The organism is Acinetobacter sp. Tol 5, from assembly GCF_019702905.1.
GTDB lineage: Bacteria > Pseudomonadota > Gammaproteobacteria > Pseudomonadales > Moraxellaceae > Acinetobacter > Acinetobacter bereziniae.
The window spans coordinates 1,848,874-1,865,144 of sequence record NZ_AP024708.1 but is presented as its reverse complement, the minus strand read 5'-3'; the positions used below and the strand labels follow the sequence as shown (position 1 = coordinate 1,865,144).

Genomic DNA, 16,271 nt, shown 5'->3' with positions numbered 1-16,271 from the left:
ATTAATATATTCATGCCCTATCTATAGCTAAGTTTGCCGATATGAGGCATAATGCCCTACAACGTAGCGGTGTCAGATCATTGAGAATGTTTTCTATTTGTAAACAATAGTCATTTTCAATCATGCGACACTTTAATCGCTATCCCATATTTATATAGGGAATGGGACTCTTCACCGAGGTTGTAAAATGAGACAAACGACTTTAGCTGTATTGTCTTTATCTGCGATGGCTGCACTCTTAACTGGGTGTGGTGGTGATTTAGTACTTCTAAACTCGAAAGGTCCAGTTGCTGAAGGTCAAAGTAGCCTGATGATGACTGCGATCTATTTAATGCTTTTGGTCGTAATTCCTTCGATCTTAATGGCATTGTGGTTTGGTTGGAAATATCGCGCGTCGAATAAAGATGCAGACTATAAACCTACATGGGCACACTCAACTGCAATTGAAATTGTAGTATGGGGTATCCCGTGTATTATTATTGCTATTCTTGCGTATTTAACATGGTGGGGTTCACATAAGTATGATCCTTACAGACCATTAACAAATACTCAAGGTCAGATGGAAGAACATTTAAAAATTCAAGCTGTCGCTGAACAATTTAAATGGGTATTTATCTATCCTGAACAACAGATAGCTACAATTAACGAAGTTCGTTTCCCAGTCAATAAACCAATTGAATTTCAAATCACTTCTAACTTTACAATGAACTCTTTCTTCATTCCTAAGTTAGCAGGTCAGGTTTATGCAATGGCAGGTATGCAAACTAAGTTACATATGCTTGCAGAACATCCAAGTCCAGCAGAAGGCTACCGTGGATTCTCAGCGAACTATAGCGGCTATGGCTTTACGCAAATGCGTTTCCGTGCGCACGCTGTTTCTGATGCTGATTTCAACGCATGGGTAGACGCAATCAAAGCAGGTAAAGGAACTTCAATTAATCCTGAAGCAATCCAAAAAACCACGCTTGATGCGACTGAATTTGCTACGCTCAAAGATGGTGACCGTTCTAAACACCAAATTGAAGCAATGCTGAACAATGCGCATACGCCAGAAGAAATTAAAGCTGCACACGAAGCTGAACGTAAAGGTCCATTCCCTACTAAGCCTCATCCTGTGACTTATTATTCTTCAGTTACGCCTGACTTGTTCAAGAGCATTATCAACACTTACATGAGCAACTATCATGGTGCAGACCATGCAGGTGCTGAACATGCAGGTGCTGAACATGCAACTGCTTCTGTAGGGGAATAAGACATGTCTTTGTTATTAGGTAAACTCAATTGGGACGCGATCCCTAAAGAGCCTATTGTACTTGTGACAATGGTCGTTATGGCCCTTGGCGCAATTGCAGTTTTAGGCGGTATCACCTATTTCAAAAAATGGGGATATCTCTGGAATGTATGGTTTAAATCAGTAGACCATAAAAAAATCGGTATCATGTATATCCTTGTATCTGTAGTGATGCTACTTCGTGGCTTCGCTGATGCAATCATGATGCGTCTTCAACTGTTCCTTGCAAAAGGTGGCGGTGAAGGTTATTTACATCCAGACCACTACGATCAGATCTTCACCGCACACGGTGTAATTATGATCTTCTTCGTAGCCATGGGTCTTGTTGTAGGTATGATGAACATTACTGTACCACTTCAAATTGGTGCACGTGACGTTGCATTCCCATTATTGAACTCTGTAAGTTTCTGGTTATTTGCTGGTGCTGCTGGTTTGATGATGGTTTCACTTGTATTAGGTGAATTTGCTGCGACTGGTTGGATGGCTTACCCTCCACTTTCAGGCATTCAATATTCTCCTGGTGTTGGTGTTGACTACTATATCTGGGCACTCCAGGTTTCGGGTCTAGGTACGCTTCTGACAGGTGTTAACTTCTTTGTTACCATCATTAAAATGCGTGCGCCTGGTATGAAACTTATGGATATGCCGATCTTTACTTGGACTGCACTTTGTACAGCCGTTTTGATCATCGCATCGTTCCCAGTATTAACAGCAACTATTGCAATGTTAACACTTGACCGTTACTTCGATTTCCACTTCTTCACCAACGAGCTTGGCGGTAGCCCAATGCTTTACGTGAACTTGATTTGGACTTGGGGTCACCCAGAAGTTTATATCTTGGTATTGCCTGCTTTTGGTCTTTACTCAGAAATCGTTTCAACGTTCTCTCGTAAAACGTTATTCGGTTACAAATCTATGGTGTATGCAACAATTGCAATTACTGTACTGGCATTTGTCGTATGGTTACACCACTTCTTTACCATGGGTGCTGGTGCCAACGTTAACGCGTTCTTCGGTATCATGACCATGATTATTGCGATTCCTACTGGTGTGAAAATCTTCTCTTGGTTATTCACCATGTATAAGGGTCGTATTACATTTACATCACCAATGTACTGGACACTTGGTTTCCTTGTGACTTTCGGTATCGGTGGTTTAACTGGTGTATTAATGGCTGTTCCACCAGCTGACTTCTTAGTACACAACTCATTATTCTTGATTGCTCACTTCCATAACGTAATTATTGGTGGTGTTGTATTCGGTATGTTCGCAGGTATCACTTTCTACTGGCCAAAAATGTTTGGTTGGAAGTTAAATGAGACTTGGGGTAAAGCATCTTTCTGGTTCTGGTTCTTTGGTTTCTATTTTGCATTCATGCCACTTTATATCCTTGGTTTCATGGGTATGACTCGTCGTCTGAATACATATGACAACCCTGAATGGGATCCATACCTAGCTATCGCTTTATTCGGTGCTGTACTTGTCGCTATCGGTATTGCTTGTTTCTTAATGCAAGTGATCGTAGGTTTCTTACAGCGTCATGACAACATGGACCACACTGGCGATCCATGGGATGGTCGTGTACTTGAATGGTCTACTTCTTCCCCTGCTCCGTTCTATAACTTTGCTGAAATTCCAAAAATCAATGGTATTGATACTTTCTGGAATGACAAAGAGAATGGTGTTGCATATGCGCGTCCTGAGAAATATGAAGATATTCATATGCCAACCGACCGTGCTGCAGGCTTTGTTATTGCGTTGTTCATTACATCAATGGGCTTTGCTTTAATCTGGCATATCTGGTGGTTAGTCGTTGTAACTTTCCTTGGTGCTGTTATTAGCTTCATCGTAAGTTCATTCACGAAGAAAGTGGATTACTATGTACCTGCTGCTGAAGTAGAACGTATCGAAAATGAGCGTTATGCTTTACTTGAAAAACACTTGAAGAAGGACTAAGGATATGGCTGAAGTACTTCATCACGACAACCATGGACACGATGAGCATCATCATCACGATGATACTGACATCACAGTCTTTGGTTTCTGGACATACTTGATGAGTGACTTGATTTTATTCGGTACACTCTTCATCGCGTTCGCTGTATTAAGCAGTCATATTCCGCCTGGTACTCCAAGTCCAAAAGAGTTATTTGGTGAGTCTTTAGGTTTCGTACTTGTAGAAACTTTCGCTCTCTTGATTTCTTCTGTGACTTTTGGTTTCGCGGTTCTTGCTTCATACAAGAAAAATGTCAACCAAGTGCTGATGTGGTTAATTATCACTTGGCTCTTTGGTGCAACATTCATCGGCATGGAACTTTATGAATTTCATCATTTAGTTCTTGAGGGTCATGGTCCTAGCCACAGTGCGTTTTTATCTGCGTTCTTTACTCTAGTTGGTACGCATGGTATCCACGTAACTTCTGGTTTAGTCTGGATGATCGTGTTAATGGTTCAAATCAAGAAATATGGTTTGACATTACCAAACACGCGTCGTCTTGCTTGCCTAAGCTTGTTCTGGCACTTCCTTGACATCGTTTGGATCTGTGTATTCAGCGTAGTTTATTTACTGGGAGCTTTATAATGAGTCATGATCATAATGCTGCTGGTGCGTCGCACGGAAACATCAAACAATACTCTATCGGCTTCATCCTTTCTGTCGTTTTGACCATCATCCCATTTGGGATGGTGATGAAAGGCATGACTGGTGGTGCTGTTGTTGCAACGATTGCGATCACTGCTGTTGCTCAGGTTCTTGTACAGTTGATTTTCTTCTTGCACATGAATTCATCTTCTGAACAACGCTGGAACGTCATTGCATTCATCTATACGATTCTGACGATTGCCGTTCTCTTAATTGGTTCTGTATGGATCATGAACTACTTACATTCAAACATGATGCTCTAGGGTGTCATGTTGAAAAAATATCTATTCCTGACTAAACCAGGAATTCTCTTTGGTAACTTCGTTACCACTTTGGGCGGCTTTTTCTTAGCCGCTCAAGGTTCAGTAGATTTCCTTTTACTTCTCATCACACTCATCGGTACAACACTTGTTGTTGCTTCTGGCTGTGTTGTGAATAACGTCATTGACCAAGACATTGACCAAAAAATGCAACGCACAATGAATCGTGCGCTTGTCAAAAAGACCATCAGTCCAACAGTCGCTTTAATATTTTCTGCTGTGCTTGGTTTAATTGGCTTTGCTTTGTTGTGGTTTTTTGTCAACGCCTACGCATTTGGCTTCGCTGTACTCGGCTTTGTTGTGTATGTGATTTTTTATAGTCTTTGGAGTAAACGTACTACCATTCATCAAACTTTGATTGGAAGTATTTCTGGCGCAAGCCCTCCTGTGATTGGTTATACTGCTGTTTCCAATGAATTTGATATTGCCGCTTTGCTGATTTTTTTAGCATATGCACTTTGGCAAATGCCACATTCTTGGGGAATTGCAATCTATCGTTTCGATGACTATAAAAATGCAGATATTCCTATTTTGCCTGTAGCACGTTCGATTTTTCGAACCAAAGTTGAAAGTTTAATTTATGTTGTACTTTTTGCTGCAGTTTTAAATGGGTTATATTGTTTTGGCTATACCAACATTTTCTTTTTAATTACCTTTAATGCTTTGTGTGCCTATTGGCTCTATTTGTCCATTGTTGGCTTTAAAGCAGAGAATGATCAGGTTTGGGCAAGAAAATATTTTTTGTATTCAGTAATTCTAATTACAGCGCTCAGTTTTAGCTTTAGTTTTAGTTACGTCTCCCCTGCACCACATTTGCCACTGTTTTAAAAAAGATAGAGTTTACTCTATCTTTTTTTTTGATCTTTTAATTCTCAATAGTTGCTTTCTCGAAAATAATTCAAATCTCATTTGTTCTTGAAAATATGGATGCTGTAAAAAGCTTTGCCACAAGCAAAATTTTAACTTTTAACACAGCAATTATTTTCCAAAAATACTGTCTTGTTCATTTCTCCCACCTTGATAAAGTAAAAAAGGTGTGAGCATATAAGATATATTTAAGATGACCATTTAGAGTTTCTGATGATTGAACAAAAATTAATAGCATCGAACTCTGGCTGCTTGTCGGCAATAACATCTGCTTTTACATTACCGAAAGTGCTCTCAGGTTTATTTTTTATACCCTCGTAAAATGCTTGAATGATTTTTTCTTTAAATCCTGTTTCACGAGGATGCAGTTGGATGACTTGATCACGTTCCTGTTGACTATATTGATCAAACTTGATTCCCAACACATCCATTTCAACGCCTGCGGTGACCATTGCAATTTCTGCTGCCATAAATTCAGGAATTCCAGGTGTTGTATGCAATGCAATCGCTGTCCAAACTTTATCAATCTCTTGCTGAGAAAAGCTACGACTTTTCATAAAGTCCGCTGCTGCATTTGCCCCATCCACTTCAAAACGCTGATCACAACTACAATATTGTTGTGTAAGCCCAAGATCATGAAACATACAAGCAATATAGAGTAACTCATGATCGACTTTGATATTTTTACGTTGAGCAGCCAAAGCTCCCCAATGGTATACACGGCTTGAGTGGTGGAACAGCAACTCTGATTCACAATCACGTATGAGTTGCTGTACATCCTGTACTACTTTGCTATCTGGTATATATAAATGATCCAAGCTTTCCATGGAAGTTTTCCTTTGAAGATATTGATATTCAATATAGATGGAAAAACCAATGTCTTAAATTTATTAAAAGCGTAAAATTAGGACATTTTCATTAGATTATGGATCTGAGATGACAGCTAAAACCGTTGCACTCTTTGCATTACCTCAAGTGCAATTACTCGATATTGCTGGTCCAATAGATGTTTTTTCAGAGGCGAATCGGCAGATTGGTCAAGAAATATATAAGCCGATTTTAATTGCAGCCACAGCTGAGCCCTTAAAGACGTCTTGTGGCATTAAATTATTGCCAGATTATTGTATCTATAGTGATTTAGATGCTATCGATACCTTTTTAATTGCAGGTTCACCTTTTATGGCAGGTGTTCGAGTCAATAAAAGCTTGATTGAGCAATTAACAAAATTATGTCAAAGCTCAAAACGTTACGGGTCAATTTGCACAGGTATTTTTTTATTAGCACAGACTGGCTTGTTAGATGGCAAACACGTTACAACGCATTGGGCATTCATAGAACAGTTAAAAATTCAATTTCCCAAATTAAATATCAATAATCAGGCATTTTGTATACAAGATAGAAATTTATTTACCTCAGCTGGTGTTAGCGCAGGATTGGATTTAGCTTTGACGATTGTAGAGCATGATCTTGGAGCTGAAATAGCCAGAAAAACTGCAATGCATCTGGTCACCTTGTTCAAAAGAAAAGGTACTCAACAACAGTTTAGCGATGATATTGAACTTAGCAATCATGGCAAAGCGGTATTAAATGATTTACAAATATGGGTGAAAGCCAATCTCAAACAGCAAATTAATGCGCAAATCTTAGCTGACAAATTTGGCATTACCACACGTCACCTGTCACGAATTTTTTCAAAAGAATTCGGACTTTCTCCAGCAAAATGGCTAGAAGGCATCCGACTCGAATATGCTAAAAAACTTCTTAGAGAAAATCAGTTGGCTGTTAAACAAGTTGCAATGGAATGTGGCTTGAATCATGAACAGGTTTTAAGGCAGTTATTTATGAGAAATTTAGGTATGAGTCCTGTTGAATATAAAAAACTCTATCAATATCGAGTATAAATACAATGATTTAATTATAGCTTCAAAAATAACGATTTAATCAAATCTCCATCTTCTAAAAAAAGCTTGTGCGCTAACACTGTTGTGTATTTACTCGACTTGTAGATTTAATTATTCAATACTACTTTTCAGCCTAAAAAGGCAACATATAAAAACAAAGAAACAGCAATGCAGTTTCAACACATAGCTTACTAAAAATTAGTGACTATAATTTAAAAAGCGACATACTTATTTCAAAGCGAACAATGAACATTTTTTCCAAAAGCATATATAAAAACATCTACATCCCACCCTAAGAACTTGTTTTTAATTGGATTTTATTCAACCTCAATCCTAAAGACTATTTAACATATTCAATATTCAAGCAACACCCAAATAAACCAAACCTTTGATCAGTATAATGACTGATTTAAAAAGTTAAATTAACTTCCAAAAAATACAGAATCATGCTCAAACCGAGCAAACAAATCATCCATTTTTTCAGCATATTTGAGATCTAATTGATGCCATAATTTTTGGGGCAGTGGGATAAATTCTAATGTGTCTGAACCATCAGAAGCTTTACAGAAACGGATTTCATAGTCTGGATGTAAAATTTCATTGAGTGCTCGTAAAGTTGTATCACGATCAGCACCCTCACCTTGATAAGGAATCAGTAATGTTTTTTCACCCAACTGAATCGTAATGGTAAAACCTTGTTTATTATCGGCAGCTTCAAATTTTGCAGACAGTTGTCCAGTTTCTAGAATTTTTTCACAATATGTGATGATTGCATCATCCTCCTCACCCCAATCCACCACCATGACAATGTCATAACGACCATCAAATACCTCAAAGTAAAACTCTTGTGTTGGATTTTCAATATAAGATTCAATGGTTTCAAGTTTCTCAATACAGTAGTTTGTCATTGTTGCTATCCTTTTTTATTTAGTTTTAATCTAAATAGTGACAATACAAAATTCAATTCACCCTCTATAAAAATTTAGTGGCTTTTCCAATAAATAATTGAATATTAAATTGTGTTTGCTCATAAACTTTCCTATAATAGGCGCTCGCAATTTTTGCGGCATAATCTATTGCTTTTAACTCTTGTTTAAAGCATTACAGATTGTGACTCCTTGCTTCATTTTTTTGAATGGGGCTGTATAAACCGTAAGGAGCTGACAATGCGTCACTACGAAATCGTAATTCTGGTACACCCAGACCAAAGCGATCAAGTTGTGGGAATGGTAGAACGCTACATTTCTCACATCAAAGATGCTGAAGGTCAAATTCACCGTCTTGAAGATTGGGGCCGTCGCCAATTGGCTTACCCAATTAACAAAATTCATAAAGCGCACTACATTTTGATGAACATCGAATGTAACCAAACTACGCTTAATGAATTAGAAGAATTGTTCCGTTATAACGATGCAATCCTTCGTAACGTGATTATCCGTCGTGAACACGCAATCACTGAAGAATCATTACTTGCTAAGAGTGCTGAAGAAAAACGTGCGCGTAAAGCTCAACGTGAAGAAGCACAACAAGCTCAAGATTCTGTTGAAGCATAAGGAGAACATCAATGGCACGTTTTTACCGTCGTCGCAAGTTCTGCCGCTTTACAGCTGAGAACGTTACGTACATCGACTACAAAGATATCGACACTTTAAAACAGTACATCACTGAAAATGGCAAGATTGTTCCTAGCCGTATTACAGGTACTAAAGCTCGTTACCAACGTCAATTAGCGCTTGCTATTAAACAAGCTCGCTATTTAGCGTTGATTCCTTACACTGACAATCATAAGTGAGGTTGAGCCGTGGATATTATCTTATTACAACGCATTAAAAACCTTGGTAAATTAGGCGATAAAGTATCAGTTAAAGCTGGTTACGGTCGTAACTATTTGATCCCTCAAGGTAAAGCAGTTGCTGCGACTGAAGCAAACACTGCTGCTTTTGAAGCTCGTCGTGCTGAACTTGAGAAAGCTGAAGCTGAAGTTTTAGCTGCTGCTCAAGCACGTGCTGATCAATTGAACGAAGTAAATATCGTTATCACTGCGAAAGCTGGTGATGAAGGTAAACTATTTGGTTCAATCGGTACTCGTGACATTGCTGACGCGTTAACAAATGCTGGTCTTGTTGTAGACCGTGCAGAAGTTCGTTTACCGAACGGTGCGCTTCGTCACACTGGTGAATTCAACATCGCAATCCAATTGCATCATGATGTTGTTGCTGAAGTTCTCGTTACTATCGTATCTGAGTAATTTTCAAGCAAAAAAAAGAGCATACTTTTGTATGCTCTTTTTTTATCTCTAAACTTTTAGTTTCACACTTTACAGTTGTTTTTTTCACTTCATTAAGTCTCTACTTATCGGTATTACTGTTAGATACTTTCTAAATTTTGCATTAAGATAAGTAAGTACTGAAGTGTCTCCATACATTATTTTAAATAATGTTTTCGCAAGATTTAAAACAAGGTCTTCTATGTCTCAGGCAACCGCCACTGCTCAACAAAACTCTTTCAATGCTGATGCAAAAAATAAAGACAATGCGCAGTTAAAAGAGTTTCGTACGCCACCCCACAATTTGGCAATTGAACAAGCTGTACTTGCTGCGTTAATGACTGTCGCTGAATCTTTTGAACAAGTGAGCGATACTTTAAGTGAAAATGATTTTTACGCAACGCGTCATAAATATATCTTTCGTGCAATCGAAAAACTTGCTCAAGAAAGCTCACCTTATGATGCGGTATTGGTCAATGACTGGCTGATAAAGCAAAATTTACTCGATGCAATTGGTGGTGAAGAGTATCTAATGCAATTGATGGCAGACTCCCCTTCAAGTTTCTATAATTTAGAAACTTACGCTGGAAAAATCAAAGAGTTTGCGACTTTGAGAAATATGATTAAAGTCGGCAATGAAATTTTGCAGAATGCCTATGACACCAAAGGTCGTGATGTCAGTGAGATTTTAGATCTTGCTGAAACCAACATTTTCTCTATTGCTGAGCAACACAATAATAATGCAAAGGCACAAGGTCCTAAAGCAATTACTTCCGTGGTTGCTGACGTTTTTGATAAATTAAATGAATTATCTCAGCTAGATGGCAATATCACTGGCTTAACCACAGGTTTTATGGAATTGGACAATAAAACCTCAGGTATGCAAGCTGGTGATATGATTATTGTTGCGGCACGTCCGTCCATGGGTAAAACGACCTTCGCAATGAATTTAGTCGAAAGCGTTTTATTCAACTGTGACCTACCCGCACTGGTTTTCTCCATGGAAATGCCAGCAGACTCTATTGCAATGCGTTTAATCTCTGCCTACGGCAAAGTTCATCAAGGACATCTACGTTCTGGAAAACTGGATGGTGATGAATGGTCTAAAGTAACTGGTACGATTTTACAACTTCAAGAAAAGCACCTTTATATCGATGACTCCTCTGCACTTCCTCCAACAGAGGTACGTGCACGCGCACGGCGTATTGCCAAACAACATGGTGGTAAATTGGGGTGTATCATGATCGATTATCTCCAATTAATGAAAGTCCCTGGTATGGGTGACAACCGTGTGGGTGAGATCGGTGAAATTTCACGAAGCTTAAAAGCGCTTGCAAAAGAAATGATGTGTCCTGTTATCGCACTGTCTCAGCTTAACCGTTCTTTAGAGAATCGACCAAATAAACGTCCTGTTATGTCAGACTTACGTGAATCTGGTGCGATTGAGCAGGATGCCGATTTAATTATGTTTATTTACCGTGATGAAGTTTACAACAAAGAATCAAAAGAAGCCGGCACTGCCGAAATTATCATTGGTAAACAACGTAACGGACCAATTGGTACAGTACGTCTAGCCTTTGAAGGTCAATACACCCGATTCAGTAATTTATCTCCTGAGTACTATGCTCAATACGAAGACGAAGAATAAGCTTTATCACCAATAAATAATGAAGAGACTTTGGACTCAGATCTTGGATTTTAAAGTCTCTTTCAATTCATCAATATTTCTGATCCAGTCTTCATAATCATCAGAATCTTGCCATAGCTCATCCAATTCAGAGCTTTCAGAAGTCAATAAGTTTAATGCAAGTAGGGCTTTTGGAATCAATGCATAATTTTGCTTATTTCTATTCTGCTCTAGCCATTTTTCTACAGGTTCAGGATAATATTCGTTGTCAGCTATACTCGCTGTAAAAGATTTTGCCAAAACCTCTGCTGCCGCATGCGCAATACATCCCAAATCAGCGTCAATAAACTCTTCTGTGGTCATATCAATGATTTGATCAAATGCATCCTCAATCACGTCATAACCGTTATGTTCTTCGAATTCATATGCCCAATCACTGGCTGTATCATTGCCAAAAGGTTCATGAGACCATGTTCCCATACACGTATACCTTAATCATGAAATTGAATATAAAATGTACGATTTTGTAAAAAAAATAAAGATCAATATTTTTACAAATTATGTTTAAGCAAAAATACAAGAATTTTATCGATACAAAATCAATAACTCATTAAAAACACAAATGTTCGTGTCCATTTAGCCTTGATCGGACTACAATAATCTTGGTTCTTGATCATGATCTTTTTAAGACAATATAGAACCATCATTACATTTCTAACCGCATAATTTCATCAATTTTATGCTGTATTTGCCATTCCCAAGGAGTAACGAGGGTGCGCCAAGCAACAGTTTATATTGACAGCGAAGCGCTGCAATATAATTTAAACCGTGTCAAACAACTTGCCCCAACCGCTAAAATTGTCAGTATGGTAAAAGCCAATGCATATGGTCATGGCGTCAAGGATTGCTTAGCCGCCTTAAGTTCAACTGATGCTTTCGGTGTCGCCTGCCTTGAAGAAGCTTTGGAAATTCGTGAATTAGGTTATCAACAACCGATTACTCTGATTGAAGGTATTTTCAATGCAGATGAAATGCCAATTGTTCTAGACAGTAACTTTGAGCTAATGATTCACCATCAACAGCAGCTTGATTGGTTAAACGCCTACAAAGACCAATATATCCAAAAAGGACTGAAAGTTTGGGTCAAACTCAATAGTGGTATGAATCGCTTAGGCTTTAAAGTAGCTGAAATTATTGAAGTGATCCATTCATTACAAGCTGAAGGTTTTACTTGTGTACTTGCTATGCACTTCGCAAACGCTGATGTCGATCATCACCCCTTAAATGAATTGCAAAAGCAACAATTTTTGCAAGTTAAAGAAGCATGTTCACCTATTTTGGCGTCGTGCTGTAACTCAGCCGCTATTTTTAAATGGCCTGAACTAAATTTTGATTTTGTGCGACCAGGAATCATGCTCTATGGTGCGTCACCATTTGCAGACCAATCTGCACATGATCTCGATATTCGTCCTGTAATGACATTTACCGCTGAAATTATTGCTTTAAATCATATTCAAGCAGGTGAATCTGTCGGTTACGGTTCAACTTTCGTTTCAGACCAAGAGATGGATATCGCAATCGTTTCTATTGGTTATGGAGATGGTTATCCTCGTGCCTACCTCACGCAGAATTATGTTTCTATTCATGGGGAAGCAACCCGTGTTATTGGTCGTGTTGCAATGGATATGATTGCCATTGATGTCACTGGATTGAATGCACCAATCGGGACAGTCGTAGAACTCTGGGGTAAAAACCGTTTAGTTGATGAAGTTGCGACAGCAAATGGTACGATTGGCTATGAATTATTATGTCGTATGACAGGTCGTCCAAAACGTAAAAAGATTTAAATCTTTTTATACCAAATTGTACCCATCGTGCAGAATAAAAGCCATGTATATGATAGAGATACACTTAATATCTCTATCATTTTTAGAAAAAATACTCTCTGAAGTATAGGCAAAAAAGTCAGATAAGATTCACTCAATATCTGCGATTGCCTATTTAACTGTTAACACAAAAGTAAGGATTGAATGTTTAATTTTATCATCTTAAAAAAACTCATACTCAAAGCACAGCCCACAAAAGTACTTTTTAAATAGCATTAAAAAATGGCTTTAAACAAAATCATCCTCAATGTCTTCAAATTATTCGATCTCATAAAGTAATTTGAGTAAATTGGGTATATCTTGCTTATCTAAATTTAATGGCTGAAAACGCAGAAAACCTTTGTGCTCAAAAAACTGCTGAATTTTACTGTTTCGCCTGACATACTTCATCGACCACTGAGAAAAATGCCCTCTTTCTACCTGTAAAGCTCTAAATAGCTTTATCTGATGATGTCTAGGATCTTTATATAATTTCTCCAACAGACGTAAAATTACCGACTGTTCGCCTTCAAGGCATTGAAAAAAATGCTCATCGGCAAAATAAAGTACGCCTCGAACTTGATGCAGTACATTAAAGTCTCTCGCTTCACCAAGAATTTCTCTTAGATCATTCAGTAATTGATGATGAGGTGATGTTGTTTTACTTGCACAGCATAATTGAAAAGTCATGTAATTCTTCTATTTTTATCTTTATATTGTTATAAACAATTATCATTTAATGTACAAGCCTTAACTTTTTATTATTTAGATATTTAATTCTATTTTGATACTGTTCTAACAGACACTATTTGCATAAGTTCGTCGATTTGTTGATCAGTTAAACTCATGGGTTTAAAATGATTTAAGCCACATTTTTTACAGAAAATACTGACTACTCCATTACGATCGACATACTTCATTTGCCAAGCTTCAAAGTGAAACTCTTCAATATTGTTAAGGAAACAAAAACGATAATTCTGATCTTGATGATTTAAAATATGTTGATAAATTAAATCTATTGATTCCGCTTCACCCTCAAAACAATGTAAGAAGTGTTCATTTGCATAAAATGAAACACCATGTATATGCTGCTCAGTAAAAAAAGTGGCTGCACGAAGCATCGCATTCCTAAATTCAGCCATTAAACGCAAATCTTTTAAATTTATGCTTGATACATAACAAAGTTGAACTAATTCCATGTTCTTTACATTTAAAAAATTAGAGTACTTATTAAAATAATGGATCGAGATTAAATTTTAATTAATGCACGTTCCCATCTATTGAGAAGTTTACTCAAAATAGTCCACAGTAGGTTTTGGCAAATCCTGTAATCCTTTTTTTAAGGTTTCCGACCATTGCTTACTGATATGCTGAAAATATGGATCATCTTCAACAATACGCTTTCCTTTAGGAATTTTTAAGCTGTCTTTATCATAAATCATGGCATCTAATGGCATACCGACTGAAACATTCGAACGTAGTGTGGAGTCAAATGAAATCAAACTACACCGTAAAGCTTCATCCAAAGGCATATCATAACTCAATGCCCGATCTAAAATCGGCTTACCATACTTACTTTCTCCAATCTGGAAATACGGCGTATCACTGGTCGCAGAAATAAAGTTCCCTTGTGGATAGATATTATAAAGCTGCATTTCTTCACCGCTGATTTGTCCACCCACCAACAAACTGCAGTAATAATTACTTTGCTCTTGGGTATCTTCAGTCACATCAGCAATCACTTTTCGTAAAGTCTGACCAATTAAGCCAGCAACTTCAAACATGGTGTTGACGCTATATAGATTGGGTTCTTGTTTTAGAGCTAAATGATTTTCCAAATGCCCAATCACGGCTTGAGTCGTCGCCAGATTACCCGAAGTTTGTATACAGATAAAACGTTCGCCTTCGATCCCGAAAGTATAGAGCTTTCGATATACCGAAATGTGATCGACTCCAGCGTTAGTTCGAGTATCACTAATAAATACTAAACCTTGTTTGAGTCTTAAAGCACAGCAATACGTCATGGAGCTACCTATACAACTAAAATTCGAAATTAATCATTTTGCAATGCATGACACTATTGATCATTCTGCATCAGCATGCAAGTACCTGAACGATAGAATACATTGATTCTGCACCCCCTTTTTCACGTATACCTCGAACTGGAGCAACATCCCAATAATCTCGACCAACAGCGACATAGACATGTGATTGTGGACTAAAAAGCTGATTACTGACATCAATCATATGCCATTGTCCTTCTAAGTAGACTTCTGTCCAAGCATGGCTTGCCAAATGTGACTGATTATTGACATACAAATACCCTGAGACATAGCGTGCAGGAATACCCAAAGCTTTTGCCATTGCAATCAATACATGACTATGGTCCTGACAAACCCCTTGTTGTGCTGAAAAGGATGCTATAGCCGTATGCGTAACCGTTGTGCTTGCGGTGATATATGGCATGTACTGTAGCAATGCTTCGGCTAATTTTTGAAAATTAGCCCAGCTTTTTTGCGGTAAATAGTATTCTGCAAATGCAATCATTTCATCATTACACAGCGTTGCAGTTGTAGGTTGTAAAAATACGGCGGGAGCAAGTGTATCCTGTAAACCAAGTTGATTGTCTGTATTAATTTCAACAATCCCTTGCGCCATAATCAACATTTGTTGATAAGGTTCTGTTTGCGAGCTGGTCAACCAAATATTATTGAAAGCATCTTTTTTATATTGTTTTTCTCCAGGAATACTAATTTGCCACCCCGTCACTTGTTGATGTAAATTCGATTGCGGGGTCATTTTTATATACTGAATGCTATTTTTTGCCCAGTCAGAATATTGATAATGGGTTTGATGATTAATCATGAGTTTCATAAGCGATCCAATTCAAATAAAGAATCAATATGATCGCTAAAATGATAATAATTCATTCGATTAGGCTGTTTTTTTAGCTCCTCCCACACTTCTGGCAAGCTACACATCCCATGTTGATTCAAACTACTGATCACCGCATTTAATTGCGTCAATGTTAGCGATTTATCTTGGCTTAGCCGTAACTGACGGTCGAACTGTTCCATTTTTTGCCCAAGACTAAAGAATAAGAACAATAACTCATCATCTTCTGCTTCAAGAACATCATTACACTCCTCACAGACATCACAGATAAAACTGGCATTTTGTTCGGCTTGGTGTAAAAGCTGATTCAACTCAGCAAATGATTTCGCAGAAATAACCCCACGCAAGTCATGAATATTATTTTTGGCACATAAAAACTGTTGGTGAAATGAAGCAGGCTGCTCAGTGTCCAAAATGAGTTCATTCAAGGAGCTGGCATCGAATGCAGGTAAGCAAAATGCATTTGCATAATCTAATGCCAATTCATTGGTTTTAAAAGGGAACTGGCTACATAAATATTGTATGCGGGTCAAATAACGCCCGAGCCAAAATATATTTTGGGCATTTGTACTGAGTAAAATCATCTTTTCTCTCCTT

General features: G+C 37.8%; 19 protein-coding genes. 11 read left to right on the top strand and 8 right to left on the bottom strand.

Annotated features, from left to right (window positions below):
* The first annotated feature begins 187 nt into the window (after positions 1-187).
* From cyoA to cyoE, 5 genes are read left to right on the top strand one after another with little or no spacing between them, the layout of a single operon-like run.
* Positions 188-1,252 carry a ubiquinol oxidase subunit II gene (gene cyoA, locus TOL5_RS08600; protein ID WP_004824413.1) on the top strand — a complete coding sequence of 355 codons (1,065 nt, stop codon included), beginning with the start codon at positions 188-190 and terminating at the stop codon, positions 1,250-1,252.
* A 3-nt stretch (positions 1,253-1,255) separates the two neighbouring features.
* On the top strand, positions 1,256-3,247 hold the full coding sequence (gene cyoB / locus TOL5_RS08595; RefSeq protein WP_004824415.1) for a cytochrome o ubiquinol oxidase subunit I: 1,992 nt from the start codon (positions 1,256-1,258) through the stop codon (positions 3,245-3,247).
* A 4-nt stretch (positions 3,248-3,251) separates the two neighbouring features.
* Positions 3,252-3,872, top strand: a complete 621-nt coding sequence (gene cyoC / locus TOL5_RS08590) for a cytochrome o ubiquinol oxidase subunit III (RefSeq protein WP_004824417.1) — start codon at positions 3,252-3,254, stop codon at positions 3,870-3,872.
* Positions 3,869-4,195, top strand: coding sequence for a cytochrome o ubiquinol oxidase subunit IV (gene cyoD / locus TOL5_RS08585; RefSeq protein ID WP_026040388.1), 327 nt, complete (start codon positions 3,869-3,871; stop codon positions 4,193-4,195). The genes cyoC and cyoD overlap by 4 nt, the downstream gene beginning before the upstream one ends.
* A 6-nt stretch (positions 4,196-4,201) precedes the next feature.
* Entirely contained in the window at positions 4,202-5,080 is an 879-nt protein-coding gene (gene cyoE, locus TOL5_RS08580; protein ID WP_042089667.1) for a heme o synthase, read from the top strand.
* A 227-nt stretch (positions 5,081-5,307) separates the two neighbouring features.
* Here the strand turns inward: cyoE and TOL5_RS08575 are convergent, their stop codons facing one another.
* Positions 5,308-5,946: an HD domain-containing protein gene (locus tag TOL5_RS08575; RefSeq protein WP_042089666.1), complete on the bottom strand. Its 639-nt coding sequence runs from the start codon at positions 5,944-5,946 to the stop codon at positions 5,308-5,310.
* A 109-nt stretch (positions 5,947-6,055) separates the two neighbouring features.
* On the opposite strand from TOL5_RS08575, the gene TOL5_RS08570 reads away from it, so the two are divergent.
* Positions 6,056-7,021, top strand: coding sequence for a GlxA family transcriptional regulator (locus TOL5_RS08570; protein WP_042089665.1), 966 nt, complete (start codon positions 6,056-6,058; stop codon positions 7,019-7,021).
* A 422-nt stretch (positions 7,022-7,443) separates the two neighbouring features.
* Here TOL5_RS08570 and TOL5_RS08565 read toward each other — a convergent pair whose 3' ends face one another.
* On the bottom strand, positions 7,444-7,929 hold the full coding sequence (locus tag TOL5_RS08565; protein WP_121775676.1) for a hypothetical protein: 486 nt from the start codon (positions 7,927-7,929) through the stop codon (positions 7,444-7,446).
* A 258-nt stretch (positions 7,930-8,187) separates the two neighbouring features.
* Between TOL5_RS08565 and rpsF the strand changes: the two genes are divergently transcribed.
* From rpsF to dnaB, 4 genes are all read left to right on the top strand, one after another.
* On the top strand, positions 8,188-8,574 hold the full coding sequence (gene rpsF / locus TOL5_RS08560; RefSeq protein WP_004824425.1) for a 30S ribosomal protein S6: 387 nt from the start codon (positions 8,188-8,190) through the stop codon (positions 8,572-8,574).
* 11 nt (positions 8,575-8,585) lie between these two features.
* Complete coding sequence (gene rpsR, locus TOL5_RS08555; RefSeq protein ID WP_004719336.1) at positions 8,586-8,813, top strand: 30S ribosomal protein S18; 228 nt, start codon at positions 8,586-8,588, stop codon at positions 8,811-8,813.
* Positions 8,814-8,822: 9 nt separating this feature from the next.
* Positions 8,823-9,269 carry a 50S ribosomal protein L9 gene (gene rplI, locus TOL5_RS08550; protein WP_004824427.1) on the top strand — a complete coding sequence of 149 codons (447 nt, stop codon included), beginning with the start codon at positions 8,823-8,825 and terminating at the stop codon, positions 9,267-9,269.
* A gap of 220 nt (positions 9,270-9,489) precedes the next feature.
* Positions 9,490-10,935 (top strand): replicative DNA helicase, encoded by a 1,446-nt coding sequence (gene dnaB, locus TOL5_RS08545; protein WP_004824429.1) that lies wholly within the window; start codon positions 9,490-9,492, stop codon positions 10,933-10,935.
* Positions 10,936-10,971: 36 nt separating this feature from the next.
* Here dnaB and TOL5_RS08540 read toward each other — a convergent pair whose 3' ends face one another.
* Entirely contained in the window at positions 10,972-11,394 is a 423-nt protein-coding gene (locus tag TOL5_RS08540; protein ID WP_004824431.1) for a DUF4259 domain-containing protein, read from the bottom strand.
* Between the two features lie 293 nt (positions 11,395-11,687).
* Between TOL5_RS08540 and alr the strand changes: the two genes are divergently transcribed.
* The gene (alr, locus tag TOL5_RS08535) at positions 11,688-12,761 is read left to right on the top strand and encodes an alanine racemase (protein WP_121775675.1); all 1,074 of its coding nucleotides are present in this window, start codon (positions 11,688-11,690) and stop codon (positions 12,759-12,761) included.
* A 297-nt stretch (positions 12,762-13,058) separates the two neighbouring features.
* On the opposite strand, the gene TOL5_RS08530 is transcribed toward alr, so the two are convergent.
* From TOL5_RS08530 to TOL5_RS08510, 5 genes are all read right to left on the bottom strand, one after another.
* Positions 13,059-13,469 carry a BLUF domain-containing protein gene (locus TOL5_RS08530; protein WP_121775674.1) on the bottom strand — a complete coding sequence of 137 codons (411 nt, stop codon included), beginning with the start codon at positions 13,467-13,469 and terminating at the stop codon, positions 13,059-13,061.
* 89 nt (positions 13,470-13,558) lie between these two features.
* Positions 13,559-13,978, bottom strand: coding sequence for a BLUF domain-containing protein (locus TOL5_RS08525; protein ID WP_121775673.1), 420 nt, complete (start codon positions 13,976-13,978; stop codon positions 13,559-13,561).
* Between the two features lie 90 nt (positions 13,979-14,068).
* Complete coding sequence (locus TOL5_RS08520) at positions 14,069-14,803, bottom strand: proteasome-type protease (protein WP_004824440.1); 735 nt, start codon at positions 14,801-14,803, stop codon at positions 14,069-14,071.
* 70 nt (positions 14,804-14,873) lie between these two features.
* Entirely contained in the window at positions 14,874-15,653 is a 780-nt protein-coding gene (locus TOL5_RS08515) for a transglutaminase family protein (RefSeq protein WP_005032206.1), read from the bottom strand.
* Positions 15,650-16,258, bottom strand: a complete 609-nt coding sequence (locus tag TOL5_RS08510; RefSeq protein ID WP_004824443.1) for an alpha-E domain-containing protein — start codon at positions 16,256-16,258, stop codon at positions 15,650-15,652. Before TOL5_RS08510 ends, TOL5_RS08515 begins: the two co-directional genes overlap by 4 nt.
* Positions 16,259-16,271: the final 13 nt, after the last annotated feature.